The organism is Polaribacter sp., from assembly GCF_965660385.1.
Classification (GTDB): domain Bacteria; phylum Bacteroidota; class Bacteroidia; order Flavobacteriales; family Flavobacteriaceae; genus Polaribacter.
Genome location: NZ_CBFHZT010000002.1, coordinates 96,665 through 121,625, shown reverse-complemented (window position 1 = coordinate 121,625; position 24,961 = coordinate 96,665). Strand labels below are relative to the sequence as shown.

The 24,961-nt window shown below is 29.6% G+C and carries 25 protein-coding genes; 21 read left to right on the top strand and 4 right to left on the bottom strand.

Features of this window, described 5'->3' with window-relative positions:
• The first annotated feature begins 88 nt into the window (after positions 1-88).
• Together ACTG3V_RS01425 and ACTG3V_RS01420 are read left to right on the top strand one after the other, a co-directional pair.
• Complete coding sequence (locus tag ACTG3V_RS01425; RefSeq protein WP_439130342.1) at positions 89-451, top strand: DUF1573 domain-containing protein; 363 nt, start codon at positions 89-91, stop codon at positions 449-451.
• A gap of 7 nt (positions 452-458) precedes the next feature.
• Positions 459-863: a DUF1573 domain-containing protein gene (locus tag ACTG3V_RS01420; protein ID WP_439130341.1), complete on the top strand. Its 405-nt coding sequence runs from the start codon at positions 459-461 to the stop codon at positions 861-863.
• Here the strand turns inward: ACTG3V_RS01420 and ACTG3V_RS01415 are convergent.
• On the bottom strand, positions 860-2,197 hold the full coding sequence (locus ACTG3V_RS01415; RefSeq protein ID WP_439130340.1) for an aspartyl protease family protein: 1,338 nt from the start codon (positions 2,195-2,197) through the stop codon (positions 860-862). The two genes, ACTG3V_RS01420 and ACTG3V_RS01415, sit on opposite strands and share 4 nt — an antisense overlap.
• 155 nt (positions 2,198-2,352) lie before the next feature.
• Between ACTG3V_RS01415 and ACTG3V_RS01410 the strand changes: the two genes are divergently transcribed.
• The 10 genes from ACTG3V_RS01410 (at position 2,353) to ACTG3V_RS01365 (ending at position 11,518) form a co-directional block, all read left to right on the top strand.
• Positions 2,353-3,543 (top strand): pyridoxal phosphate-dependent aminotransferase, encoded by a 1,191-nt coding sequence (locus ACTG3V_RS01410; protein ID WP_439130339.1) that lies wholly within the window; start codon positions 2,353-2,355, stop codon positions 3,541-3,543.
• Between the two features lie 39 nt (positions 3,544-3,582).
• Positions 3,583-4,608: a UDP-N-acetylmuramate dehydrogenase gene (gene murB, locus ACTG3V_RS01405; protein WP_439130338.1), complete on the top strand. Its 1,026-nt coding sequence runs from the start codon at positions 3,583-3,585 to the stop codon at positions 4,606-4,608.
• A gap of 308 nt (positions 4,609-4,916) precedes the next feature.
• Complete coding sequence (locus ACTG3V_RS01400; RefSeq protein WP_439130337.1) at positions 4,917-5,126, top strand: membrane or secreted protein; 210 nt, start codon at positions 4,917-4,919, stop codon at positions 5,124-5,126.
• The gene (locus ACTG3V_RS01395) at positions 5,126-6,223 is read left to right on the top strand and encodes a glycosyltransferase (RefSeq protein WP_439130336.1); all 1,098 of its coding nucleotides are present in this window, start codon (positions 5,126-5,128) and stop codon (positions 6,221-6,223) included. The genes ACTG3V_RS01400 and ACTG3V_RS01395 overlap by 1 nt, the downstream gene beginning before the upstream one ends.
• Positions 6,220-6,780: an RNA polymerase sigma factor gene (locus ACTG3V_RS01390; RefSeq protein ID WP_439130335.1), complete on the top strand. Its 561-nt coding sequence runs from the start codon at positions 6,220-6,222 to the stop codon at positions 6,778-6,780. Before ACTG3V_RS01395 ends, ACTG3V_RS01390 begins: the two co-directional genes overlap by 4 nt.
• Positions 6,781-6,782: 2 nt before the next feature.
• The gene (locus tag ACTG3V_RS01385) at positions 6,783-8,009 is read left to right on the top strand and encodes an Nramp family divalent metal transporter (RefSeq protein ID WP_439130334.1); all 1,227 of its coding nucleotides are present in this window, start codon (positions 6,783-6,785) and stop codon (positions 8,007-8,009) included.
• A gap of 131 nt (positions 8,010-8,140) precedes the next feature.
• The gene (pelA, locus tag ACTG3V_RS01380; RefSeq protein WP_439130333.1) at positions 8,141-9,673 is read left to right on the top strand and encodes a pectate lyase; all 1,533 of its coding nucleotides are present in this window, start codon (positions 8,141-8,143) and stop codon (positions 9,671-9,673) included.
• Between the two features lie 179 nt (positions 9,674-9,852).
• The gene (locus ACTG3V_RS01375) at positions 9,853-10,533 is read left to right on the top strand and encodes a tetratricopeptide repeat protein (protein ID WP_439130332.1); all 681 of its coding nucleotides are present in this window, start codon (positions 9,853-9,855) and stop codon (positions 10,531-10,533) included.
• A 1-nt stretch (position 10,534) separates the two neighbouring features.
• Positions 10,535-11,071: a YfiT family bacillithiol transferase gene (locus tag ACTG3V_RS01370; RefSeq protein ID WP_439130331.1), complete on the top strand. Its 537-nt coding sequence runs from the start codon at positions 10,535-10,537 to the stop codon at positions 11,069-11,071.
• Between the two features lie 108 nt (positions 11,072-11,179).
• Complete coding sequence (locus ACTG3V_RS01365; protein ID WP_439130330.1) at positions 11,180-11,518, top strand: tRNA-binding protein; 339 nt, start codon at positions 11,180-11,182, stop codon at positions 11,516-11,518.
• On the opposite strand, the gene ACTG3V_RS01360 is transcribed toward ACTG3V_RS01365, so the two are convergent.
• The 3 genes from ACTG3V_RS01360 to ACTG3V_RS01350 form a co-directional block, all read right to left on the bottom strand.
• The gene (locus ACTG3V_RS01360) at positions 11,515-11,673 is read right to left on the bottom strand and encodes a YqaE/Pmp3 family membrane protein (protein ID WP_439130329.1); all 159 of its coding nucleotides are present in this window, start codon (positions 11,671-11,673) and stop codon (positions 11,515-11,517) included. The genes ACTG3V_RS01365 and ACTG3V_RS01360 overlap by 4 nt on opposite strands.
• A gap of 85 nt (positions 11,674-11,758) precedes the next feature.
• Positions 11,759-14,002 carry a TonB-dependent receptor gene (locus tag ACTG3V_RS01355; RefSeq protein ID WP_439130328.1) on the bottom strand — a complete coding sequence of 748 codons (2,244 nt, stop codon included), beginning with the start codon at positions 14,000-14,002 and terminating at the stop codon, positions 11,759-11,761.
• A 75-nt stretch (positions 14,003-14,077) separates the two neighbouring features.
• On the bottom strand, positions 14,078-14,482 hold the full coding sequence (locus ACTG3V_RS01350) for an HYC_CC_PP family protein (protein ID WP_439130327.1): 405 nt from the start codon (positions 14,480-14,482) through the stop codon (positions 14,078-14,080).
• Positions 14,483-14,533: 51 nt separating this feature from the next.
• Here ACTG3V_RS01350 and ACTG3V_RS01345 point away from each other — a divergent pair, with 51 nt between their 5' ends.
• The 9 genes from ACTG3V_RS01345 (at position 14,534) to rodA (ending at position 24,895) form a co-directional block, all read left to right on the top strand.
• Entirely contained in the window at positions 14,534-16,930 is a 2,397-nt protein-coding gene (locus ACTG3V_RS01345) for a T9SS type A sorting domain-containing protein (RefSeq protein WP_439130326.1), read from the top strand.
• A gap of 61 nt (positions 16,931-16,991) precedes the next feature.
• Complete coding sequence (locus ACTG3V_RS01340; protein WP_439130325.1) at positions 16,992-17,444, top strand: GAF domain-containing protein; 453 nt, start codon at positions 16,992-16,994, stop codon at positions 17,442-17,444.
• Positions 17,445-17,520: 76 nt separating this feature from the next.
• Positions 17,521-17,649: a hypothetical protein gene (locus ACTG3V_RS01335; protein WP_439130324.1), complete on the top strand. Its 129-nt coding sequence runs from the start codon at positions 17,521-17,523 to the stop codon at positions 17,647-17,649.
• Between the two features lie 126 nt (positions 17,650-17,775).
• Entirely contained in the window at positions 17,776-19,302 is a 1,527-nt protein-coding gene (purH, locus tag ACTG3V_RS01330) for a bifunctional phosphoribosylaminoimidazolecarboxamide formyltransferase/IMP cyclohydrolase (RefSeq protein ID WP_439130323.1), read from the top strand.
• Between the two features lie 72 nt (positions 19,303-19,374).
• Positions 19,375-20,403 (top strand): rod shape-determining protein, encoded by a 1,029-nt coding sequence (locus tag ACTG3V_RS01325; RefSeq protein WP_439130322.1) that lies wholly within the window; start codon positions 19,375-19,377, stop codon positions 20,401-20,403.
• Between the two features lie 18 nt (positions 20,404-20,421).
• The gene (gene mreC, locus ACTG3V_RS01320; RefSeq protein ID WP_439130321.1) at positions 20,422-21,249 is read left to right on the top strand and encodes a rod shape-determining protein MreC; all 828 of its coding nucleotides are present in this window, start codon (positions 20,422-20,424) and stop codon (positions 21,247-21,249) included.
• Positions 21,242-21,745, top strand: a complete 504-nt coding sequence (locus ACTG3V_RS01315) for a hypothetical protein (RefSeq protein WP_439130320.1) — start codon at positions 21,242-21,244, stop codon at positions 21,743-21,745. The genes mreC and ACTG3V_RS01315 overlap by 8 nt, the downstream gene beginning before the upstream one ends.
• Positions 21,745-23,634, top strand: a complete 1,890-nt coding sequence (mrdA, locus tag ACTG3V_RS01310) for a penicillin-binding protein 2 (RefSeq protein WP_439130319.1) — start codon at positions 21,745-21,747, stop codon at positions 23,632-23,634. Before ACTG3V_RS01315 ends, mrdA begins: the two co-directional genes overlap by 1 nt.
• Positions 23,615-24,895 (top strand): rod shape-determining protein RodA, encoded by a 1,281-nt coding sequence (gene rodA, locus ACTG3V_RS01305; protein WP_439130318.1) that lies wholly within the window; start codon positions 23,615-23,617, stop codon positions 24,893-24,895. The genes mrdA and rodA overlap by 20 nt, the downstream gene beginning before the upstream one ends.
• Positions 24,896-24,961: the final 66 nt, after the last annotated feature.

Here is a 24,961-nt window from a genome sequence, read left to right as displayed (position 1 = left end):
AATATAGTTTGCAAAAATACAATTCTCTTTTTTGTAGAGAAAATTAGTGATTGATTATTTTATCATTTTAAAATCGTAAATTTGTAATATGTATAAAGGTTTTTTTATTGTAATACTGCTGTTGTTTTGGGTTGATATCTCTGCTCAAGAATTTGAGTTTAAAAAAGAAATCATCAACTATGGTAAAATTAAAAAAGGTGATGATGGCAAACGTGTTTTTGAATTTACAAATATTGGTGATGCCCCTTTGATTATAAAAGAAATTAAAACTTCTTGCGATTGTGCTGTACCCGAAAAACCAGAAAAACCAATAATGCCAAACGAAAAAGCAACTATTACTGTAGCATACGACACCTCTAAAACAGGTGGTTTTTCTAAAGAAATTATTATTTTTTCAAATGCTAAAAAATCGCCAAAAAAAATTAAAATTAAAGGATATATAAGTAACTAAAAAGATTATGAAAACAATTTTTGCTTTTTTATGTATAAGTCTGCTTGGTTTTTCAGCCAATGCTCAAGAGTTTAAATTTGAAGAAGAAATTATCAATTATGGTAATATTCATAAAGGTGCAAATGGAGAAAGAACGTTTGTATTTACTAATATTGGTAACCAACCTTTAATAATTACAAAAGTACAATCTAGTTGTGGTTGTACCATCCCCAAAAAACCAGAACAACCAATTTTACCAGGCGAAAAAGGAGAAATTAAAGTTTCTTATGACACGAAACGAACTGGAGGCTTTTCGAAATCTATATCAATTTACTCAAATGCAAAAAACCCTAGAAAAGTTGTTAAGATTAAAGGTTTTGTAACTAATGGTATTTCTTTAGAAAAGGAAAAAAGTTTATTATCTGATAGTTAAACTTTTTTTTCTAAACGAAATGTAAATTTCATTTTAACTCCTTTGCGCTCAATTAGCATTTTAATTCTTTTTCCATTTTTTTCTCGTAATTTCCCTAAAATATCACCTAAAGTATATTCGTGAGCCGGTTTATTATTTATTTTTAAAATAATGTCATCTCTTCGTATGCCAGCTTTATAGGCTGGTGAGTTTTCTAAAACCCCTTTTATTTTATACGATGGTTTAAATTTATATGAAAAACTTGTAATAAAACTAATTGAGTTATTAGCCCTTACCTTTTGATTATAGGCATCTGTAATTTTACTAACATCTTGCTCTTTTACCAATTGTTTGCCATTATAAACAATATCTAATCCACTCATATTATAATTAAAACCTTTACGCAAAGAGCCTTTTTTCTTTAAAGTAAATTGTTGATTTGGATAATTAAACCAAACTAAAAAACGTTTTAAAATCTCAGCACCAATACTACCATTTCGTTCTTTAAAAGTCCTTGCATTGATTGTAGAACTTGAATCTAAAAAAGAGGCAGTAGGTGATTCCACTTCAAAAGACTTCAATTTAATCTTTGGAATTCTACTTCTATTTCCATAAATAGCGCCACTTAAGCCCTCTCCTAACACATCTCTAAAAAAACGTTTGGGGGTTTTAATATTTTTTTTAGTACCCTCAAAAAACCATAACGCATCACTACCTCCAGAATCTATAAGAAGTTTTACATTAGTCAACTCATTCCCTACAGTATCTAATTGAACTTGAGCATCGATAAAGGGTTTTTTTCGATAAAATTGTATTGGAAAAGTTGCGCACTTCCTACATTTTTTTGGTTGATAAGTTTTAGGGTTAAAAAAATCTATTTTCTTATTCCTGTAGTTAATTTTAACAATAAAATTCCTTAACAAACTATACCCTAAAATGCCATGTATCGTGATTCCCATTTTGGCAGATAAATCAAACTTATCTTTTATAACTACATAAATGGTTTCATTGGTATTTGTAATATTTTTAAGTGTAACAGTATTATTTTTTGATAATAAAGCTTCTACTGGCTCACCTTTCCCCAAACCTTGTAACGCTACTTTTTCAACATCATTTAAACCTATACTATCATTTTTAGTAATATTAAACAATATGGTTTTGCTAACTCCTGAATCTAAAATAAATGATAATTTCTTTCCATTTATTTCTAAAGGAATTACTACCAAATTATTAATTAATTGAAACCTAATTCGCTCTTTATTTTTTGACGTATTCTTAAAATGATAACCTTTTTGAGGATATAGCTCCAATACAAGCGTGAAGAATAAAATGAAAAATAAAACTGTTTTTTTCAAAAAAAAGTATTTTAAGAACAAACTTCAAGATACTAATTAACTTTTGTTTTCGTATTTTTTTAGGATATTTTTAACCTTTTAAAGAATTCTAAATTAAAGCCGAGAAATAAAATATATTTCGCAAATTTGTAATCGAATTAAAGTACTACATTATTATGCCTTCAATTTCACAAAAAGGAGTTCAAATGCCAGAATCTCCAATTAGAAAGTTAGTTCCTTATGCTGAAAATGCTAAAAAAAGAGGAGTAAAAGTGTTTCATTTAAATATTGGTCAACCTGATATTAAAACCCCAAAAGTTGCCTTAGATGCTGTAAAAAACAACAAGATTGAAACCTTATCTTATGCACGCTCTGAGGGCTCTGAAATATACAGAGAAAAACTAGCTAATTATTACACAAAACATAAAATTTATGTAACTGCAAATGATATTGTTGCAACCACAGGTGGTTCTGAAGCTTTGTTATTTACCATTGGTAGTATTACAGATCCTGGAGATGAAATTATTATTCCTGAACCTTTTTATGCAAATTATAATGGCTTTTCAACGGCATCTGGTGTTAAAGTTGTACCTGTAATTTCTAAAATTGAAGATAATTTTGCGTTACCTAAAATCGAAGATTTTGAGAAGCTTATCACAAAAAAAACCAAAGCAATTTTAATTTGCAACCCTGGAAACCCAACAGGTTATATGTACTCTAAAGATGAAATTGAAAAACTAAAACAAATTGTTTTAAAACACGATTTATTTTTAATTGCTGATGAAGTATACAGAGAGTTTGCTTACGATGGTTTAACACATACTTCTGTTATGAGTTTAGATGGTTTAGAAGAAAACTCAATTGTAATTGATTCTGTTTCGAAACGCTATAGCATGTGTGGTGCAAGAATTGGTTGCATTGTATCTAAAAACAAGTCGTTTATAGCTACTGCTATTAAATTTGCTCAGGCTAGATTAAGTCCGCCAACTTATGCGTTATTAGCAAGTGAGGCTGCTTTGGAAACACCACAAAGTTATTTTGATGATGTTAAAGCTGAGTACGTTGAAAGACGAAACACGCTAGTTGCAGAACTTGAAAAGATTGATGGTGTAAAAGTAGCCAAACCAAAAGGTGCTTTTTATTGTGTAGCAGAACTACCAGTTACTGATACAGATAATTTTGCAAAATGGCTTCTTGAAGATTTTCATCTAAATAACGAAACAGTTATGGTGGCACCTGCAAGTGGATTTTATTCTACAAAAGGCGAAGGAAAAAACCAAATTAGAATGGCTTATGTTTTAAATAAAAGCGATTTGATTCGTGCTGTTGAGATTTTGAAACATGCCTTGAAGCAATACCAAAATTAAAAACACCTATGAGGTTTCATAAAACTTTATAGGAAAACCATGAACATTCTCCATAATATATCACTTCAAAAATACAATACGTTTGGTATACATGTAGTTGCAAAGCGTTTTATTTCTGTTGATGCTGTTTATCAACTAAAAGAACTTTTAAAAGAAGAAAAAGATATTTTTTTAATTTCTGGTGGCAGCAACATGTTGCTCACTAAAGATATTGAAAAGCTAGTTGTTCATGTTGATATAAAAGGCATTTCTATAGATAAAGAAGATGAAAACCATGTATATTTAACCGTAAATGCTGGTGAAAATTGGCATGATTTTGTGTTATGGTGTGTATCTCAAAACTATGGGGGAATTGAAAATTTGTCTTTAATTCCTGGTAATGTAGGTACTTGCCCTATTCAAAATATTGGTGCTTATGGAGTTGAAGTAAAAGATACGATTACCAAAGTAGAAGCCTTAGAGATTGAAAATCAAAAATTGAGAATTTTTTCAAATGACGATTGTAAATTTGGGTATCGAAATTCTATTTTTAAAAACGATGAAAAAGGTAAGTACGTTATAACTTCTGTAGGTTTTAAACTTACTAAAAAGAATCATCAACTAGACACCACTTATGGTGCTATAGAAAACGAATTAGCATCCAAAGAAATAAAAAAACCTACTTTAAAAGATATTTCTGATGCTGTAATTGCGATTCGAAAATCGAAATTACCAGATCCTAAAGAAATTGGTAATAGTGGTAGTTTTTTTAAAAATCCAGTAATTGCTAAAACTGCTTTTTTAAAATTACAAAAAGAATATCCTAAAATTCCAAGTTATCCTGTCATTTCGAGCGGAGTCGAGAAATCTCAAGTCAAAGTTCCTGCAGGTTGGTTGATAGAAAAAGCGGGTTTTAAAGGGAAACGATTTGGCGATTATGGCGTTCATGAAAAACAAGCTTTAGTATTAGTCAATTATGGTAATGCATCAGGGAAAGACATTTATCAATTAGCAAAAAATATTCAACAAAAAATTCTTGAACTGTTTAACATTGCTTTAGAAATTGAGGTAAATATTATTCATTAAAAAAGGTATTCATTTTTATTGGTTAAATCTAGATTAAAAATACAGTGAATGTAAAGTTACATTCAGTAATTTTTAATCACGTTTTTTATAGCTAAATATTTTTTAAAAGTCAGTTTCTTAATTTAACCTTCTTGAAATGGTAAGCATTGATCCAAAAGATCCATTTAACATCTGACAATCTTAATTGCAATTGATGTAAAAATTCTTTAAAACTTAAATGAATTCTTCAAAAAAAGTAAACCAACAATGATACTCATATATTCTAAGAGAGATTTTAGTATTTCTACTATAATTTGTACATTTGTGTTATGAAATTACTATTTATCACATTAGGTTTATTAGCCCTCGGTTTTGCTGGAATTGCTATTAAAATTTGGGCAAAAAAAGATGGTGAATTCGCAGGTACTTGTGCTAGTCAAAATCCGGCATTAAATAAAACAGGAGAAGCATGTGGTTTTTGTGGTAAAACACCAGATCAGTTTGACTCTTGTGCAGAACCAGAACATAATCAAAATTAATGATTTTAGCTGTAGTTTTCTACACTTTTATAGCATGTACTGCTATACAATTCATTTATTATATTAGTTTTTCATCCTCTTTATTTCATCAAAAAAAAATAAAACAAACTGTTGAACAGGTTCCTGTTTCCGTTATTATTTTTGCAAAAGATTGCGCTAAAGCTCTAGAAAAAAACTTACCTTTTATTTTAGCTCAAAATTACTCTAAATTTGAAGTTGTTCTTATCAATAACGCATCTACAGATAACACGCTAGAAGTTATCGAAAAATTTAAAGCTGAAAACCATAATATTAAAGTTTTAGACGTTGAAAACAATGAAGCTTTTTGGGGTAATAAAAAATACCCATTAACACTTGGTATTAAAGCTGCAAAACATGAGCATTTATTATTTACTTCTCCACATACAGAACCAGTTTCAGAATTTTGGATTGCAGAAATGAGCAAACAATTCAGAGGCAAAAAATCAATAACTTTAGGCTATACAAAATACAAAAAAAGAAACTCTTTAAGTAATTTTTTTATTCGTTTTCATAATCTAATAACAGCTTTACAATGTTTCTCTTTTGCCAAATTTGGCAGTCCGTTTATGGCTTTTGGTGATAATTTTGCATATCAAAGAAAAACTTTTTTTAAAGTAAAAGGCTTCATAAACCATATAAAATTAAAATATGGCGAAAATGATTTATTTTTAAAAGATGCAGCCCATAAAAAAAATGTTGCTTTTACAATTACTAAAGATAGTTTTGTTGAAAAAAATCCACCAAAGTCTTTTAACGATTGGTTTCAACAACAACGAAAAAGGAACGTATTAAAAAAACACTATAAATTAAAACACCGATTTTTAATTTCATTTTTCACAGTAACCAAATCGTTTTTTTATTTGTTTGGAATCCTTTTATTCTTCTTTTACCCATGGCAAGTTGTATTACCTATTACATTAATTTATTTTTTTGTACAATTTGTTGTCATCGGAATTGCAGCTTCAAGATTAAAAGAACCCTATCTTATTTTTGTATTACCTTTTTTAGAAATTGGGTTATTATTGATTCAAATTAGTATATTTAGTGCTAATTTGATTTCAAAACCAAATCATTGAATATAAACGATAAAATTCAAATTAATATTGTTAAAGCAAAAGAAGGCAACCAAACTGCTTTTCGATTTTTGCTGGATACGTTTTGGGGAGATGTATTTACTTATCAACTTAAAAGAACAAAAAGCGAAAATGATGCTGAAGATATTGCTATGCAAACTTTCGCAAAAGCTTTTGATAAAATTCATACTTTCGATGATTCTTACGGTTTTAAAACTTGGTTAATTACCATTTCTAAAAATGTACATATTGATTTATTACGTAAAAAGAAAGTATCTATCAATACAGAAACTACCAAAGAACAAGAAGAAAAAGTATATTTAGTGGTAGATGAAAACCCTACCCCAGAAGATAAAATTATTAGAGAACAGAATTTAGCGAAATTATTAAGAGACATTAAACAATTAAAACCTAAATACCAAGAGGTTATTCAATTGCGTTATTTTCAAGAATTGAGCTATAAAGAAATTGCCAAACAAATAAACGAACCCATGAATAATGTTAAAGTTAAATTATTACGTGCAAAAAAGTTGCTAGCTGCTATTATTGAAAAAACATAAAAATGAATAAAAAATCGTTTTTACAATCCATAGGCCCAGGTTTACTATTTGCTGGTGCAGCTATTGGAGTTTCACACTTGGTGCAATCCACAAAAGCAGGTGCTGAGTTTGGTTTTGGATTACTTTGGGCGTTATTGTTGGTTCATATTTTTAAGTATCCATTTTTTCAGTTTGGCCCAAGATATGCAGCTGCAACTGGAGAAACCTTATTAGATGGTTATAAAAAATTAGGCAAAGGTGTTTTGGCTATTTACTATGTCATTAATTTTGCAACAATGTTTACCATTCAAGCAGCAGTAACCATTGTTACAGCTGGTTTAGCTGCTAAATTGTTTGGTTTTACAGACAATTTGGTTATTTGGTCTACTATTTTAATGTGTATTAGTTTGTTTTTTTTAGTAGTAGGTAAATACAAATTATTAGATAATTTAATGAAATACATTATCATTATTTTATCCATTAGTACTATTGTTGCTTTAGCTGTAGCTTTATTTAACTCTAAAGAAGCATTTGATGTTTCCCAAATTTTTCCTTCAGGCACTGTTGAAGTTACCTTTTTAATCGCTTTTTTAGGATGGATGCCTGCACCTTTAGATGTTTCTATTTGGCATTCTATTTGGTCTGTAGAAAAAAGTAAAAGTACATTTGTAAAAATACAACCTAAAGACGCTATTTTCGATTTTAATGTCGGTTATATTGGTACATTAATTCTTGGTATTTGCTTTGTGCTTTTAGGAGCTTTAGTAATGTATAAATCTGGAGAAACCTTTTCAAATAAAGGGGTGGTTTTTGCTAGCCAATTAATTAATTTATACACCAAAAACTTAGGGAGTTTTTCATATATATTTATTGCTATTGCTGCATTTACAACCATGTTTAGCACAACGATTACTACTTTAGATGCGTCTCCAAGAGCCATGAATAGAACCTCAAAATTATTATTTCATAAAGAATTTAAATATGGCTATTGGTTTTGGATTCTCTTTCTTTTTGTGGGTACTTTTATCATCTTACAACTTTATTTAGATGATATGGGAAATTTGGTTAAAATAGCTACGATTTTATCATTTTTAACAGCTCCTTTTTATGCAATTCTTAACTTTATATTAGTAACTGGTAAAAACATGCCAAAAGAACATCAGCCTAATTTATTTACTCGTATTTTAAGTTTTGTAGGTATGTTTTTTTTAATAGGATTTAGCATTTGGTTTTTATTAAATATTTTATAAAAAAAGATATTTTTTGTAATCAAAATCAAATAAAAAATATACTTTTGGAGTAAATTACTAAAATCATGCAATCGATTACAAATATTATCATAAATAAGAGCACTCAAATATTTAAAATATTTTTTATAGCATTGCTTACCTTAAACTTAGGTTGTTCTAGCGAAAGTACAATTGATGATTTACCTGAAAATATATTGGTAGAATCTTTAGCCATTTATGGAGGAAATATTACTAATGGCCTTAGCTCTCAATTAAGTGTTGGTATATTACCTAACAATGCAACAAATAAAGAGGTAACTTGGAGTGTTTTAGAAAATCCTGTAGCTCAAATATCAGAAACAGGTTTGCTAACTGCATTATCTAATGGAGATGTAATTGTAAAAGTAAGCGCAGACGATGATTCAGGAGTTTATGCAGAAAAAAAGTTTACGGTTTCAGGGGTTAAAGGCCCTCCAATTTTAGTAGAAAAAATCACCATAAACGGAAATGATATTACAGATGGGAATCCATTACAATTAACAGTAACTGTTTTACCTAGTGATACAGATAACCCATCAGTTACATGGACTGTATCTGACGAAAGTATAGCCACAATTGATAACGAAGGTTTACTAACACCAATTAAAAACGGAACCATAACTGTAACAGCAACTGCTGAAGATGGTAGTAATGTTAAAGATGAACTTAATATAACTATTTCTGGTATTGCTGTTGTATACCAAACTATTTTAGAAGCTGAAAACATGCTTTTATGGCAAAGAAATAATGGTGGATGGCCAAAAGAACCTTACAATGATTTTTCTGGTTATAAACGCACGCAAACAGCAAGTGAAATTAATACCGCAAACAACACTAAAAACAGAACAGATACAACTATAGATAACGACCATACTGTTGGTGAACTTAGAACATTGTTAAACGCTTATAAAACAACAAATAACCCTAATTATTTAGATGCAGTTTTAAGAGCCTTAGATTATCTTTTTGAAGCACAATATGATAATGGTGGTTGGCCTCAATTTTATCCTGATGATAGTGGTTATAGAGGTTTAATTACTTATAATGACAATGCCATGGTAAATGTTATGAATTTAATGTGGGATATCACCAAAGGAAGAAACAATACAGATCTTATAGACAACAGCTACATTCAAAAAGCAAAAACTGCTTTTGATAAAGGAATTGATGTGATGTTAAAAACACAAAATATTGTAAACGGAAAAAAAACAGCTTGGTGTGCACAACATGATGAGGTTACTTTTAAAGCAGAAAAAGCTAGATCTTATGAGCTTGCATCAAATAGTGGTTCTGAATCTGTTGGGGTAATTAGAACTCTTATGCTTGTAGAAAATCCGTCTCAAGAAATTATAGATGCTGTTACAAGTGCAATAAAATGGTTTAATGATGTTAAACTGCTTGACATTGCAACTGAAAAAACATCAGATGATGTGATTGTAGTTTCTTCACCAGGAAACGTAATTTGGGCTAGATTTTATGATTTAAATACTAACTTACCTTTTTTCTGTGGAAGAGATGGGGTTAAAAAAGCCACTTTAGCAGAAATAGAAAGAGAAAGAAGAACAGGATATTCTTGGTACGGAAACTGGCCAAAAAATATAATTAGCTCTGAATATGCTGCTTGGAAAAATAAACATGGTATTTAATAAAGATATTGATATTGCTTTAGTAATCGTATAAAATTAAAAATATCATCTATTAATCTTTACTCATTGTAAGCTTTTCTCTATAACATAATTATAGAAAAATTCAAAAATCAGAGAAATTATGTAACAAAAACTATAAATTAGTCGTCTAAAATAGTGTATCATTTTAGCTAATCAATATGAAAAAACATATATTTCTTTTAGGCCTAATTGTAGTATTCGTGAGCTGTACCTCACAAAAAAATTCTGAAGATTTTATTAATGCAACCTCTGGTCGCTACTTATTTAATGCAAACGAAATTTTAGAAATTTATTTTGAAGATGCAGAAATGCATGCAAAATGGCGTGGAAATGATAATGTAGAGTTATTAAAAATAAATGACAGCTCTTTTTATATGAAAGCCTTAAACGAAAAAATGTTGTTCGTTAGCAAACCCAAAATGCATATAGAACTTGCTCCTAAAACCGAACATAAAGGGGTAGTTTATCACTTTAAAAAATTAAAAGCTGATGAAAAAACAGCAAGTGAGTATTTTAAGGCAAAAGAATTTGATAAGGCCTTAGCTGCTTTTAAAGAGATACAAGCAAAAGATTCCTTGAATGCTTCAATTCGTGAAAGAAGCTTGAACAGATTAGGCTATGATTTTATTAGAAATAAAGATTATGAATCAGCTTTAGAGATATTTAAAATCAATACCCATTTATATCCTAAAAGTTCAAATGTTTTTAATAGTTTGGGTGAAGCGTATCTTTTAAAGAAAGATACTGCAAGTGCAGTTTTAAATTTTAAAAAATCTTTAAGTATAAATCCTGAAAATAGAAGTTCTAAGCACCTTTTAGAAAGATTAACCAAAAACTAAAATGACTTCAGAAAAATTAAAATATCCAATTGGTTTAGCCAATATTCCAGAAAAAATCACCAAAAAAAATATTGAAAGCTGGATTTCTGATATTGAACGTTTTCCTCACGAACTAGAATTTTTAGTCAGAGATTTATCCGAAAATCAACTTGAAACGAGATATAGAGAAGGTGGTTGGAGTGTAAGGCAAGTAATTCATCATTGTTATGACAGCCATCACAATTCTTATATGCGTTTTAAATGGGCATTGACAGAAGAACAACCAGTTATAAAAGCGTATTATGAAGAACGATGGGCAGAATTGCTAGATGCAAAACATAGTCCTATTTTACTTACTATTGATGCTTTAAAAGGATTACATGCAAAGTGGGTATATTTATTGCGAATGTTAACCGATAAAGATTTAGAGAAATCTTTCATTCATCCTGATGGAAAGCAACCTGTAAGTTTGAAAAAAAATATTGGTATTTATGCTTGGCATTGTCAGCATCATTATGCACATATAGAGCAGTTGATGATTCGAAAAGGTTGGAAATAAAATATTTTATATTTTCAAATTTAACTACTAACAAAATATGATGTCAATTTTATAATTTAAACAAATTACGTGTTGATAAATTCTTCTAATTAATTGAGAATATTATAGATGAAAAAAGAAATAACCTTCGAAAATTTTTTAACTGTTGATATAAGAATAGGCACAATTATCGAAGTGAATAGTTTCCCAAAGGCAAAAAAACCAGCTTATCAACTTAAAATTGATTTTGGTGATCTAGGCATTAAAAAATCGAGTGCACAAATCACAGATTTATATACCAAAGAAGAACTTTTACACAAGCAAGTTACAGCAGTTGTAAATTTTAAACCTCGTCAAATTGCTAATTTCTTAAGTGAAGTTTTGGTTTTAGGGGTGTACAATAAAAGCAATCAAGTAGTTTTATTGCAAGCCTCGAAGCAAATTAAAAACGGAGAACAAATAAGTTAACTTTTAGGGTTATTCAAAATTACCAAGGCTCCAATTACACCAGGAATCCAGCCACAAAGTGTCAATAAAAAAATAATAAGAAAAGAGCCACAACCTTTATCAATCACAGCAAGTGGTGGAAAGATTATGGCAAATAATACTCTAAAAAAACTCATTTACGTATTTTAATTTGATTACATAAATAAGACGTTTTACCATTGATTTTGTTACATATTTCTTAAAATTAGATTTGTTTTAACGCTACAGTATTTTAAATCGTAATCCCGTATAAATTGATCTTCCAAAAATAGGTGCATACACAATTGTGCTGTCAAAATTTGGCCCAAAAGGTGCATCACTTGCCAAAATAGGCCTATTCTGTTGAAGATTGGTAAGGTTTTCACCTCCCAAATAAATTTCAAATGTGTTCGAAAAAACTTTAGTTATTTGTGCGTTAAACAACTGAAATGGTTTTGAAAACTCAGGCAATTGATATTGAACTGGATTTGCACTTGTATTCGGCAAACGTTGTGCCCCTATGTTGTTAAATGTTAAATCAAATTTCCATTGCGCGCCTTTTGTTTTTGCATCTGTTTCGTAAGAAAGGTTTGCAAAAAACCGATCTTGAGGTTGTATGGTTTTTTGTAAATTTCCACTTTTATAGTCTGTAGCAATATCAAAATATTTATACGCTGCTCTAACATTTAAATTTTTTGCTAAGGTGTAATTTACTTCTACTTGAAAACTATTGGCAACACTTTTCCCCTCTAAATCGTAAAAAGATATTTCATTAGGATTTTCCCAATCTACCACAACTTGATTTTGAAAATTAGTTTGATAAAAATCGAAAGTAATATCACCTTTTTTGTCAAATACATTAAATTTTTGCAAATAAGAAACTCCATAATTCCATGCAATTTCAGGATTCAATCCATAGATATTTCCACCTACATCATCAATATCAATTTGTCTTGCGCTTGCAAATAATTGTTGATTTTCTGCAAAGATATTTGCACTTCGTTTTCCTCTACCAAAAGAAGCTCTAAACACTCCTTTTTCCCAAGGTACATAACGTAAGTGCAATCTTGGTGTAATAAATGTTCCTAATAAATTGTGGGTATCTATTCGCAAACCTGCGGTTGCACTAAAATCGTCTAAATTATCAAAAGCATATTCAAAAAAGCCTCCAAAGGAGTTTTCATTTCTATTAAAATTGGTGGTATTTACCAATTCGTTATACTTGTCATAGGTAAAACTAATACCTGTTTTAAACTTGCTTCGAGTATCGCCTATAATTGAATTGAATATGACATTAGAATATAGACTTTCGTGTTGTATATCGTACTTATTTAAACCAAAATAAGAATCTTGTTGATGATTGCTATAAGCCATTTGAAAACCAATACTTTGATAAGGTAACTCAGGAAAAACATACCCTAATTTAGCAGAAGTATCAAATCGTTTGGTATCTATTTCACTACCCCAATTGTTCGTTAAACCTTTATCAATATTAGGATTAAAATTAGTTTCTCCTGTTTGTTTTTCGTCATTTAAAAAACGAACATTTATAAAACTTACCCAACCTTTTTCGGCATCTGTAAACTGCCATCTGTTCATCACATTTATTTGATTCGATAATGGCATGTCTAAAAATCCGTCTTTATTTCTATCAAATTTTTGTCCTCTATAATTTCCATGAACATACAAACCTGTTTGCCATTTTTCAGATACTTTAGTATTAAAATGTGTATTGGCTTCAAAACGTCCCATTTGAGATCCGTAAACATTTACAAACAGTTTATTATCGGTTAAAGGTTTTACCAACTCTGCATTTATTTGCCCAGAAATACTTTCAAATCCGTTTACAACTGAGCCTGCTCCTTTTGTAATTTGAATACTTTCTACCCAAGTTCCTGGAGTAAATGTGAGCCCAAAAACCTGACTTGCGCCTCTAACTGACGGAATATTTTCTTGCGTTATTAACAAATACGGACTTGTTAAGCCCAACATTTCGATTTGTTTTGTACCTGTTAATGCATCAGAAAAACTAACATCTATAGAAGGATTTGTTTCAAAACTCTCTGCTAAATTACAACAGGCAGCTTTTAGCAGTTCTTCTTGATTTACGGTAAACACATTTACTGTTGATAAAAACGACCTTTGTATTGGTTTACGTTCGCTTGTAATAATAACTTCATCTAAATTATTTTGCGGGGTTATAAAATGATGAATGGGTTGTAAACTCGTTATGGTTAACGTATCTGTTTTATACCCTAAATAACTTACTACTAATTTTTTATATTCTTTTTTATAAGCAATGGTAAACCAGCCTTTTGCATTGGTTATAGCACTTACATTTGTGTTTAACCAATGTACAGTAACATCAGCAACACCTAAATTATTTTTAGGATTATCTTTGTCCATAATCATCCCTTTTAAACTGGTTTGAGAGAAAATTATGCATGGTATGAATAGCAATACGCTATTTAAAAAATATTTTTTCATGATGATTTTTAATTTTATAAATTGATGTAAAAGGTTTCATAGCTAGAAACCTAGTTTTAAAAGTCAACTATAAAATCAAATTAAGAAAGATTGGTAAGCTACTTGATAATCAAGTGGAATATCGGGTGGAGAAAAATCTTTATAAAACTGAGTATTTGCTTCATTTACATCAAATTTAAATTGATAAGAAATTGCAAATGCAGTTACAATACATTGTGTATGAAAAGTAATCTTTTCGATATCTTGCAACTGTAATTCGTCTTGTCCTTCTATTTGATGTACCTCATCTTTACAGCAATTTTTCTTTTGGGTTGCTATGGTTTTATTCATTTCCATTCCACAACCCTCTGTTTCCCCAGTAAAGGAAACATCTACTAAAAAATCTCCACAAAAATGTTTTTCTACCGTAAACGAAAATGTAGAAAATAGCATTACAAATGCTAATAATGTAGATGATATTTTTAAGAAAAGATTATTCATTTGTGGCTACAAATTTACATAATTTTGTTTTCATAATTTTTTAAATTTATAATGTTTAGGTATTTATTAACTTTCTTTTTATTTACTTCATTTTCTATAACTGCTCAAACAGAAACATTTTCTGAAAAAAATGTGGGAAGCACAGGCGATTTTACCAATCAACCTGTTAGTTTACAGTCAGAGTTTTCACATTCTCAAACCATTTATTATCAAAAAGATTTAGAGTTTAAAGGCAAGATCAACGAAATACGATTTAGAGCTGCTTTTTCTGAAACAAAAAGAGAAAATATTGGCAACTGGATTGTAAGAATTGGGATTACTGATAAAGAAGAGTTTGCAGTTGGTGAGCCTTTTGTAAACGTAGAAACGTTAACTGAGGTTTTTAATGGAGGCTATGACAGAGATGGTTTTGATGTAATTGTTCGTTTTCAAACTCCTTTTTATTATGATGGCACTCAACATATCATTTTAGATGTTCAAGATACAGATGCTAGTTTTACAACGAGAGCAACTGCTGGCTTTAAAGGAGAAGAAAATTTTAACAATCCGCCTACAAGATCAAAAATGACATTTACACATCAAGGAAAAACAACAGGTGTGTATGAAAATTCGTTTGCAAATACTCGATTTATTGGTAATTTAGAAAGATGCCCAACTCATTTTTCTATTGATAAAGATGTAATTGGAGCAACTACTGCTTCATTTAGTATTGATAACCCTAACAACATCAACGGTTTTAATTATAAAACCGGACTTTTAAATGAACCTGAACCTTCAGATTTTCAAATTACTAACACAAATAATTTCACTTTCAACAACTTAATACCTGGAAAAGATTATATACTGTACTATAAATCAAATTGTGAAATTGCACCTACAGCTTACAAAAAAATATACTTTCATACGCAGCCATTGGCACTAAGTATTCCTGTATTGATTGACTTTGAAACAGAAAGCAACAATTATTATATAGAAAATAATAGTGCTGGTTTTATTAAAGTTTCTGAGGATGCAGGTTTAAATGCGTCAAAAAAAGGTTTACTTTTAAATGGCTCTACAGATTTTTCTGTTTACAACTGGTGGGATGATACTAATAATTTGTGGAGTGATAATGCTGAATTTATAAGTACACTTAATCTTATAATTGATTTGACTGAAAATTCGATTCAACCTGTTTTTAAATTTAACTTACAACAAACCGTTTATGCCTCTAAATTGCATTTAAAAATTGATGGACAAGTTCAAGATTTTGAATATTCAAATACCGATGTTGAGTTTAATACAACCAGAACAATTTCCATCGATTTATCTGACTTTATAGGAAAAAAAGTAACATTACAAATTGAACATTTAGGAAAAAGCCATTTACATAAATCTTATATTGATGATATCTCTTTAATTGAGGCAAGTTGTACAACTCCAAAAAATATGAATTTTTCCACTACAGAAAATAGCATCGCTTTACATTGGGAATCTGACGCAAAGCTTTGGGAAATTGCGTTAACAAAATATGATGAAAGCTTTGACAATACAGGGGAAACCATACATACAGCATCACACAAATTTGATGGTTTAGAAAAAGCAAAACCCTATATTATTTTTTTACGATGTAAATGTGATAATTCTTATTCTCCCTGGATTAAACTCTATAAATCTACCAAATCTGAAGTTTTACAAGTTCCCTATGAAAAGAATTTTCGCACCTCTGATGCTCTGAACAATACAGAATTTGTAATTAATCACAGCAAATACTCTAAAATTTATCAAGACTTTAATAAGTTACTTTTTTTAGATCAAAAATCAAACAACTATGGTTGGGTAGGAAAATTTGAGACCACTGAAAATGAAGCTTGGAACGCAAATAAAAACTTTATAAGCAGTATTTCTTTTTATGTTGATGCTACCAATTTAAAAGATTTAACTGCAGAAATTAATTTTAAACAACATTATTATTTTTCTCCTAATACATCTTGGTTTAGAATTAAAGTTAATGGAGTACAAATAGAAAACAGTTACAATCCTAATTCTGTAAGGTTTGATCCATATACTGAATTGACTTTAGATTTAACCCAATATGTTGGAAACATTATAGAAATTACCCTAGAACAAGTTGGTTTACATGGCCCAACCCATAAAAATTCGACAGCAAACGCTGGCGATTTTACAATACTTAGGTCAATTCATTTTACCAGTGCTACTTTAAGTGTATTAGAACCTCCTTTAACAAAAAGTATGGTTTATCCTAATCCTGTAACCAAAAAGCTATTTGTAAAAACTGAACAAGAAGTAGATGAAGTTTTGATTTATGATATCAACGGAAAATTGCTTAGGACTCACAAAATAAATAAATATCCAATAGATGTTTCCAATATTAAAAAAGGTATTTATTTTTTAAAAATTAAGTTTAAAAATCATACGTTTTTACACCAAAAAATTATGAAAAGATAACGTACTTTTGCAAATCAATAGGTACCTTTAAAAGGTTTTTTTTAATTTATCGAACAAAAAAATGAATATAACTTATTTACAGGAAGAAATTGACAAGATAGTAGCTTCTTCAACTAAAATTGATGAGAAATTACAAGCTATTTGTGATTTTTTAGAAGCTGAAATCTCTTATTACGATTGGGTTGGTTTTTATTTTAAAAATGGTGATAAAGAGGAGTTAAAATTAGCACAATTTACAGGTGAACCAACAGAACACACTATTATTCCATTTGGTAAAGGAATTTGCGGACAAGTTGCAGTAAGTAATGAAAATTTTGTAGTACAAGATGTTTCTGAACAAGATAATTATATTTCTTGCGGATGGAAAGTAAAATCAGAAATCGTAATTCCTATATTTGTAAATGGTGAAAATATTGGTCAAATCGACATCGATTCACATACTGCAAATACATTTTCTGCAAAAGACGAGGAGCTTTTAATGTATATCTGTAAAAAATTATCAGTAATTCTTTAATTTTATTGATTTTTATTTGTTTTTTACTTAGATTTGGTGAGATTAACGCAATTACCTAAACATCAAACTTATAAAAATGAAAAAACAAGAGTCCACAACTGCTCTGGCTACAGGCAATTTATCACAAAATTACAACACTAAAAAAGAGTCCATAGTAGATCAATTTGTAAATTGGTTTAGAGATTTTTTAGAAAACGCTGAGTAAAACTGGTTGTTATCTCCCTAAAATCAATTATTTTTTTTGTTAACTACCCCCCTATTTTGTTATTATTTTTTATTGTAAATTCTTTTATGATTGTGTAGTTTTGCACCCTTAACAACACAACACAAAATGAGCACTTCAAAAACAATTAAATCTGCATTAATTTCTGTATTTCATAAAGATGGTTTAGCACCAATTGTTCAGAAATTAAATGACTTAGGCGTAACAATATACTCAACAGGAGGTACAGAGAAATTTATCAAAGAATTAGGAATTGATGTAGTACCTGTAGAAGATGTAACTTCTTACCCATCTATTTTAGGTGGTAGAGTAAAAACATTACACCCAAAAGTTTTTGGAGGAATTTTAAACAGACAAGACCATGAAGGAGATGTTGCAGAAATGCAAGAATATGAAATTCCGCAAATAGATTTGGTTATTGTAGATTTATATCCGTTTGAAAAAACAGTAGCTTCAGGAGCACCTGAACAAGATATTGTAGAAAAAATTGATATTGGAGGTATTTCTTTAATCAGAGCATCTGCTAAAAACTTTAAAGATACATTTACAGTATCTTCTATGGAACAATATGATGAGTTTTTATCAATCTTATCTGAAAATAATGGTGCAACAACCATTGACCAAAGAAAAAAGTTCGCTGCAAAATCATTTAATATTTCTTCGCATTATGATACTGCTATTTTCAATTACTTTAATGAAGACGAAATAGTTTATAAAGCAAGTGAGCAAACCTCTAAAGTATTACGCTATGGAGAAAACCCACATCAAAAAGGATATTTCTTTGGCGATTTAGATGCCATGTTCGACAAATTACATGGTAAAGAATTAAGTTATAATAATTTACTAGATGTTGATGCTGCTGTAAACTTAATGAATGAATTTATTGGGGAAGCCCCAACTTTTGCAGTTCTTAAACATAACAATGCGTGTGGTTTTGCACAAAGAGACAGTATAAAACAAGCCTATGTAGATGCTTTAGCAGGAGACCCTGTTTCTGCTTTTGGTGGTGTATTAATTGCAAATACAACTATTGATGCAGAAACTGCCGAAGAAATTCATAAATTATTTTGTGAAGTTGTCATTGCACCAAGTTATACTGATGAAGCATTAGCAATTTTAAAAGGAAAGAAAAATAGAGTAATTTTAGTTCAAAAAATTACTGAACTACCAATTCAAAATGTAAGAACTGCCTTAAATGGTTTATTAGTTCAAGATAAAGACGCTAAGACTGACACTTTACATGATTTAAAATACGTTACCAATACGCAACCTACAGAAAATGAAATAAAAGATTTATTGTTTGCTTCTAAAATTTGTAAGCACACCAAATCGAATACTATTGTTTTTACAAAGAACAATCAATTGTTGGCAAGTGGTACAGGACAAACAAGTAGAGTTGATGCATTAAAACAGGCTATTGAAAAAGCAACTGGCTTTGGTTTTGATTTACAAGGAGCAGTTATGGCAAGTGATGCTTTTTTTCCTTTTCCAGACTGTGTTGAAATAGCAGGAAAAGCAGGAATTAAAAGTGTTATTCAACCTGGTGGATCCATTAAAGACCAATTAAGTATCGATTATTGTAATGCCAATAATATTGCTATGGTAATGACTGGAACAAGACATTTTAAACATTAATAAAATTAACAATTTTACAGATTAATTTCACTAAATTTGTAGAAGTACACACTTTAAATAATAAAGTAATTTATGGGTTTTTTTGATTTTATGACGGAAGATATTGCGATTGATCTTGGAACCGCAAATACGTTGATAATTCACAATGGAAAAGTGGTTATTGACAGTCCTTCTATAGTTGCTAGAAATAGAATTTCTGGTAAAATAATTGCAATTGGTCAAGAAGCCAATTTAATGCAAGGAAAAACACATGAAAACATTAAAACCATTCGTCCTTTAAAAGACGGGGTTATTGCAGATTTCCAAGCATCAGAAGAAATGATTAAGGAGTTTGTAAAGAAAATTCCATCAATTAAAAAGAAATTATTTCCACCTGCGTTACGTATGGTTATTTGCATTCCTTCTGGAATAACAGAAGTTGAAAAACGAGCTGTACGTGATTCTGCTAAACACATGAATGCCAAAGAAATCTATTTAATATACGAACCAATGGCTGCTGCTATTGGTGTAGGTATTGATATTATGGAACCGAAAGGAAATATGATTATTGATATAGGTGGTGGTACAACAGAAATTGCTGTAATTGCTTTAGGTGGTATTGTTTGCGATCAATCTGTAAAAGTTGCTGGAGATTTATTTACGAGTGATATTATGTATTACATGCGTACACAACATAATTTACATGTTGGTGAAACTACAGCAGAAAAAATAAAAATTACTATAGGTGCTGCTACTGAAGATTTAGACTCTCCTCCAGAGGAAATGTTGGTACAGGGTAGAGATTTATTGAGCGGTAAACCAAAACAAGTTCAGGTTTCTTTTAGAGAAATTGCGAAAGCTTTAGATAAATCTATTTTAAGAATAGAAGATGCTGTTATGGAAACTTTATCAAAAACTCCACCAGAATTAGCTGCAGATATTTACAATACTGGTATTTATTTAGCTGGTGGTGGCTCTATGCTTAGAGGTTTAGACAAGCGTTTATCTCGTAAAACAGATTTACCTGTTTATGTTACTGAAGATCCATTAAGGGCTGTTGTTCGTGGAACAGGAATTGCTTTAAAAGAACTCAACAAATACAAAAATGTGTTAATGAATTAGCATTATTAAGTCTTAACAATGCAGCAACTTATCTATTTTTTTCAGAGGTTTAAAAATTTTCTGTTTTTTTTATTGTTAGCATTTGTTTCGCTTGTATTAACATTTAATAACCTTAACTTTCATAAAAGTAAGTTTGTAAATTCTGCAAACTACATTACTGGTGGTTTATACTCTAAAGCATCAAGTATTTCTGAATATTGGAATTTAAAATCTGAGAACAAACGGCTTGCTGAAGAGAATACTCGTTTAAAAAACATTATTGAAAAAAATAATTCTATTGTTTTTAATATCGATTCTATTCAAATTGATTCACTAAAATACCATCAAAAATATACTTTTACCTCTGCTAAAATCATCAACAACAATTATAATAAAGATTTTAATTTTTTAACTATAAATAAAGGTGAAAACCAAGGTATAGCAAAAGAAATGGCAGTAATAAATAGTAAAGGTATTATTGGGTTTACTGAGCAAACAACTAGCGAATATGCCAGAGTACAATCTATCTTAAACAGAAATAGTAAAATTAATGCACGTTTAAAAAATAGCAACTATTTTGGCACATTAGTTTGGGATGGTAGAGATTACAATACAGTACAACTTTCAGACATTGCAAGGCAGGCACCTTTAAAAATTGGAGACACTATTGAAACTGGTGGTATGTCAACTATTTTTCCAGAAGGAATTTTAATTGGTACAATTACTAAAATTAATAAAGGAAATACTGCAGATAATACAGTAGATGTAAAATTGTTTAATGATATGAGCAACTTGGGCTACGTAAATGTGATAAAGAATTTAGACAAACTAGAAATAAAATCTTTAGAATTACTGCAAGATGAATAAGCCTTTAGATTTACTTACTTTATTTTTTAGTTTGCTTTTATTACAAGTTTTTGTTTTAAATAACATTCTTTTTCTAGGCTTTATAAACCCATACTTATATATTGTTTTTGTTTTTTTATATCCATTAAAAGAAAATAGAATTCCTTTTTTATTTTACTGTTTTCTTTTAGGTATTTCTGTTGATTTCTTTTCAGATTCTGGAGGAATTCATGCCTTTTCTATAATTACTATTGCCTATTTACGATTATTTTTCGTGAAATTGTATTTCAGAAAAGTAGCTGCAGATTTTCAATTTTTTAGATTAAAGTCAGAATCCTTTGGTAAAATTTTTAATTTTACTGCCACACTAACAGTAATACATCACTTTATTTATTTCTCTTTTGCAAATTTTAGTTTCAATAATTTTTCTAATGTATTGCTAAATACACTTTATTCAAGTATTTTTACACTACTACTATATTTTTTAGGAACAACTATTTTTACTACAAAAGAATAATGCAAAGAAGTTTTTTACTCTATTTTTTAATTAGTGCAGTTGGCCTTATTTTTATTGGGCGTTTGTTTCAATTACAAATAATAAAACATGAAAGCTATGACCCCATTCATAATGCTGCTGTAAAAATTGTTTATGACTATCCTGAACGTGGATATGTATATGATAGAAATGGGAAATTGTTGGTTGCTAATCAACTTTCTTATGATGTTATGGTTCAGCCTAATCAAGTAAAACCACTCGATACTTTAGAGTTTTGTAAATTACTAAAAATAAATAAAGAAGATTTTTTAAAGCGATTTAAAAAAGCTGAAAATTACGCCTCTTATTTACCATCTGTATTTTTAAAACAACTAGCCAAAGAAGACTTTGCTTTTTTGCAAGAAAAATTACACAAATACACAGGTTTTTTTATTCAAAAAAGAATTATTAGAGATTATCCTATAAAAGCAGCAGCAAATGTTTTAGGCTATATTGGTGAAGTAAATGAAGAAAAAGCGCGTAAAAGTGATTATTATCAACAAGGAGAACTAGAAGGAAAAGATGGTATTGAAAGACAATATGAGAATGTATTAAGGGGTAGAAAAGGAAAAAAATACCTGCATAGAAATCGTTTTAATAAAGTTACAGGCTCTTACAAAGATGGTAAATATGACACTTTAGCAAAAAACGGAAAGGACTTAATGTTAACTTTAGATATTGATTTACAAGTTTATGCACAAAAATTAATGAAAGGAAAACGTGGAGGTATTGTAGCTTTAGAACCTTCTACAGGCGAAATTTTAGCATTAGTAACAGCCCCTTCTTACGATCCAAATATGTTGGTAGGCAGAAAACGTTCACAAAATTCTGTTTTATTATTTAACGATACCATAAGTAAACCTAGTTACGATAGAGGATTGTTAGCTGCATATGCTCCAGGATCTCCTTTTAAAATGATGAATGCCTTGGTTGCATTACAAGAAAATGTTATCAATGAACAAACTTCATTTCGTTGTTATGGAGGTTATAGATATGGAAACAGAGCCAATGAGTTTATGAAATGTCACTGCGATATTTATGGTATACCAATTAAACTAAAAACAGCCATAGCAAAATCTTGCAACAGCTATTTTTCGAACACTTATAAACTTATTGTAGAAAAAAACAATATGCCAACTCAAGGATTAAACGAATGGCATAAACATGTTACAAGTTTTGGTTTAGGTAATTATTTAGGTTATGATTTACCTGCTGGTCAAAAAGGATTAATTCCTGATGGCAATTATTATGATAAAAGGTTAAACTATCGTTGGAATGGTTCTTCCATTATATCAAACGCTATAGGTCAAGGAGAAATTCTAACTACACCAATTCAATTAGCCAATTTTACAGCAACAATAGCGAATAGAGGTTATTTTTATACACCCCATATTGTAAAAAAAATTGATTCTAGTTTTATAACCAACCCAAAATATACAAAACCAAAAAAAACTACTATAGATAAAGAACATTTTACACCTGTTGTAGAGGCAATGCACGAAGTATTTAAATCGGGTACAGGTAAATGGAGTCAAGTTAAAGGAATTGAAATTTGTGGAAAAACAGGTACTGCAGAAAACTTTATTATTGTTGATGGCGTAAAAAAACAATTAGATGACCACTCAATTTTAGTAGCTTTTGCTCCAAAAGATAATCCTAAAATTGCTTTGGCTGTTTTTGTAGAAAATGGCGGTTACGGTTCTACAATTGCTGCTCCAATAACAAGTTTGTTAGTTGAAAAATATATCAACGGAAAAATATCTAAAAGAAATAAATATCGAGAACTAAATATGCTCAATAAAAGTTTACAAGATATTTACGACATTCAATTCAAAAAAACAGAAGAACAACTTGCGTCAAGAACAAAATAACATTTTTGCTGGTATAGATTGGCTTTTAGTAATTCTTTACATTATTTTAGTGGGTTTTGGTTGGGTAAATATTTTTGCAGCCTCAAAAACTGAAAACAATATTGAACTATTGAGTTTTTCTACCAAATATGGTAAACAGCTCATTTTTATTTGCTGCACGATTCCATTAATTGTTACAATCCTATTCTTTAATTCAAAATTTTACGAAAAATATGCGAGTATATTTTATTTACTTTCAATTTTTTCCCTGCTTCTCTTATTTCCCTTTGGAAAAGAAATAAATGGAGCAAAATCTTGGTTTAATTTTGGTGTTTTAGGTTTACAGCCTTCTGAATTCGTAAAAGCTTGTACAGCCTTAGCTGTAGCAAAATTATTAAGTGATAGACAATATAATTTTAAATTGATAAAAAATCAGATTAAAGCATTTATCATTGTATTCTTTCCTGCTTTTTTAATTTTTTTACAGCCAGATGCCGGTTCCGCAGTTATTTACTTGGCATTCTTTTTTGTACTAAACAGAGAAGGTTTAACCTTAAACTATATTTTACTTGGTTCGGGTTTTATCATATTATTTATTTTAACGATTTTTTTCGGATTTAAATGGGTATTATTAACCACCTTTTTATTACTTACCATTCTAGTCATTTATTTTTTATATAGAGGAGGTAAAAACTTTTTACGTTTCAATTGGCATAAAATCATTAGTATCTATCTAATTTTAGGAATATTTATAGCGGGTACAGGTTACATTTACAAGAATCTTTTACCCTCTCATCAAAAAGATAGATTTGATATATTACTCGGTAAAAAAGTTGATAAACAAGGTATAGGGTATAACTCTTATCAATCTGAATTAACCATAAGTTCTGGAGGTTTAAAAGGAAAAGGCTTTTTAAAAGGAGATTTGACACAAGGTGATTTTGTACCCGAACAACATACTGATTATATTTTTAGTACAGTTGGTGAAGAATGGGGCTTCTTAGGCTCTAGTTTTGTGATTATTGTTTTTATGATTTTACTTTATAGAATAATTTATCTGGCAGAAACACATACTAACAAATTCGGACGAATTTATGGCTATGGATTAGCCTCAATACTGTTTTTTCACGTCATTGTTAACATAGGTATGGTTATAGGTTTGTTGCCAACTATAGGAATACCCCTACCCTTTTTCAGCTATGGAGGTTCTTCTCTTTGGGGATTTACTATCTTGCTTTTTATTTTTATACGCTTAGATGCTCATAAAAATTATGATTTTTAATAAACGCTAAAAACTTAAACATAAAAAAACTCTGAATGTAAATTCAGAGTCTTTATAATGTTGTAT

Bases quoted from the DNA above. Each gene is read 5' to 3' on its own strand.
- ACTG3V_RS01425 (WP_439130342.1), top strand. From the start codon at position 89: ATGTATAAAGGTTTTTTTATTGTAATACTGCTGTTGTTTTGGGTTGAT.
- ACTG3V_RS01420 (WP_439130341.1), top strand. From the start codon at position 459: ATGAAAACAATTTTTGCTTTTTTATGTATAAGTCTGCTTGGTTTTTCA.
- ACTG3V_RS01410 (WP_439130339.1), top strand. From the start codon at position 2,353: ATGCCTTCAATTTCACAAAAAGGAGTTCAAATGCCAGAATCTCCAATT.
- murB (WP_439130338.1), top strand. From the start codon at position 3,583: ATGAACATTCTCCATAATATATCACTTCAAAAATACAATACGTTTGGT.
- ACTG3V_RS01400 (WP_439130337.1), top strand. From the start codon at position 4,917: ATGAAATTACTATTTATCACATTAGGTTTATTAGCCCTCGGTTTTGCT.
- ACTG3V_RS01395 (WP_439130336.1), top strand. From the start codon at position 5,126: ATGATTTTAGCTGTAGTTTTCTACACTTTTATAGCATGTACTGCTATA.
- ACTG3V_RS01385 (WP_439130334.1), top strand. From the start codon at position 6,783: ATGAATAAAAAATCGTTTTTACAATCCATAGGCCCAGGTTTACTATTT.
- ACTG3V_RS01375 (WP_439130332.1), top strand. From the start codon at position 9,853: ATGAAAAAACATATATTTCTTTTAGGCCTAATTGTAGTATTCGTGAGC.
- ACTG3V_RS01370 (WP_439130331.1), top strand. From the start codon at position 10,535: ATGACTTCAGAAAAATTAAAATATCCAATTGGTTTAGCCAATATTCCA.
- ACTG3V_RS01365 (WP_439130330.1), top strand. From the start codon at position 11,180: ATGAAAAAAGAAATAACCTTCGAAAATTTTTTAACTGTTGATATAAGA.
- ACTG3V_RS01360 (WP_439130329.1), bottom strand. From the start codon at position 11,673: ATGAGTTTTTTTAGAGTATTATTTGCCATAATCTTTCCACCACTTGCT.
- ACTG3V_RS01355 (WP_439130328.1), bottom strand. From the start codon at position 14,002: ATGAAAAAATATTTTTTAAATAGCGTATTGCTATTCATACCATGCATA.
- ACTG3V_RS01350 (WP_439130327.1), bottom strand. From the start codon at position 14,482: ATGAATAATCTTTTCTTAAAAATATCATCTACATTATTAGCATTTGTA.
- ACTG3V_RS01345 (WP_439130326.1), top strand. From the start codon at position 14,534: ATGTTTAGGTATTTATTAACTTTCTTTTTATTTACTTCATTTTCTATA.
- ACTG3V_RS01340 (WP_439130325.1), top strand. From the start codon at position 16,992: ATGAATATAACTTATTTACAGGAAGAAATTGACAAGATAGTAGCTTCT.
- ACTG3V_RS01335 (WP_439130324.1), top strand. From the start codon at position 17,521: ATGAAAAAACAAGAGTCCACAACTGCTCTGGCTACAGGCAATTTATCA.
- purH (WP_439130323.1), top strand. From the start codon at position 17,776: ATGAGCACTTCAAAAACAATTAAATCTGCATTAATTTCTGTATTTCAT.
- ACTG3V_RS01325 (WP_439130322.1), top strand. From the start codon at position 19,375: ATGGGTTTTTTTGATTTTATGACGGAAGATATTGCGATTGATCTTGGA.
- mreC (WP_439130321.1), top strand. From the start codon at position 20,422: ATGCAGCAACTTATCTATTTTTTTCAGAGGTTTAAAAATTTTCTGTTT.
- ACTG3V_RS01315 (WP_439130320.1), top strand. From the start codon at position 21,242: ATGAATAAGCCTTTAGATTTACTTACTTTATTTTTTAGTTTGCTTTTA.
- mrdA (WP_439130319.1), top strand. From the start codon at position 21,745: ATGCAAAGAAGTTTTTTACTCTATTTTTTAATTAGTGCAGTTGGCCTT.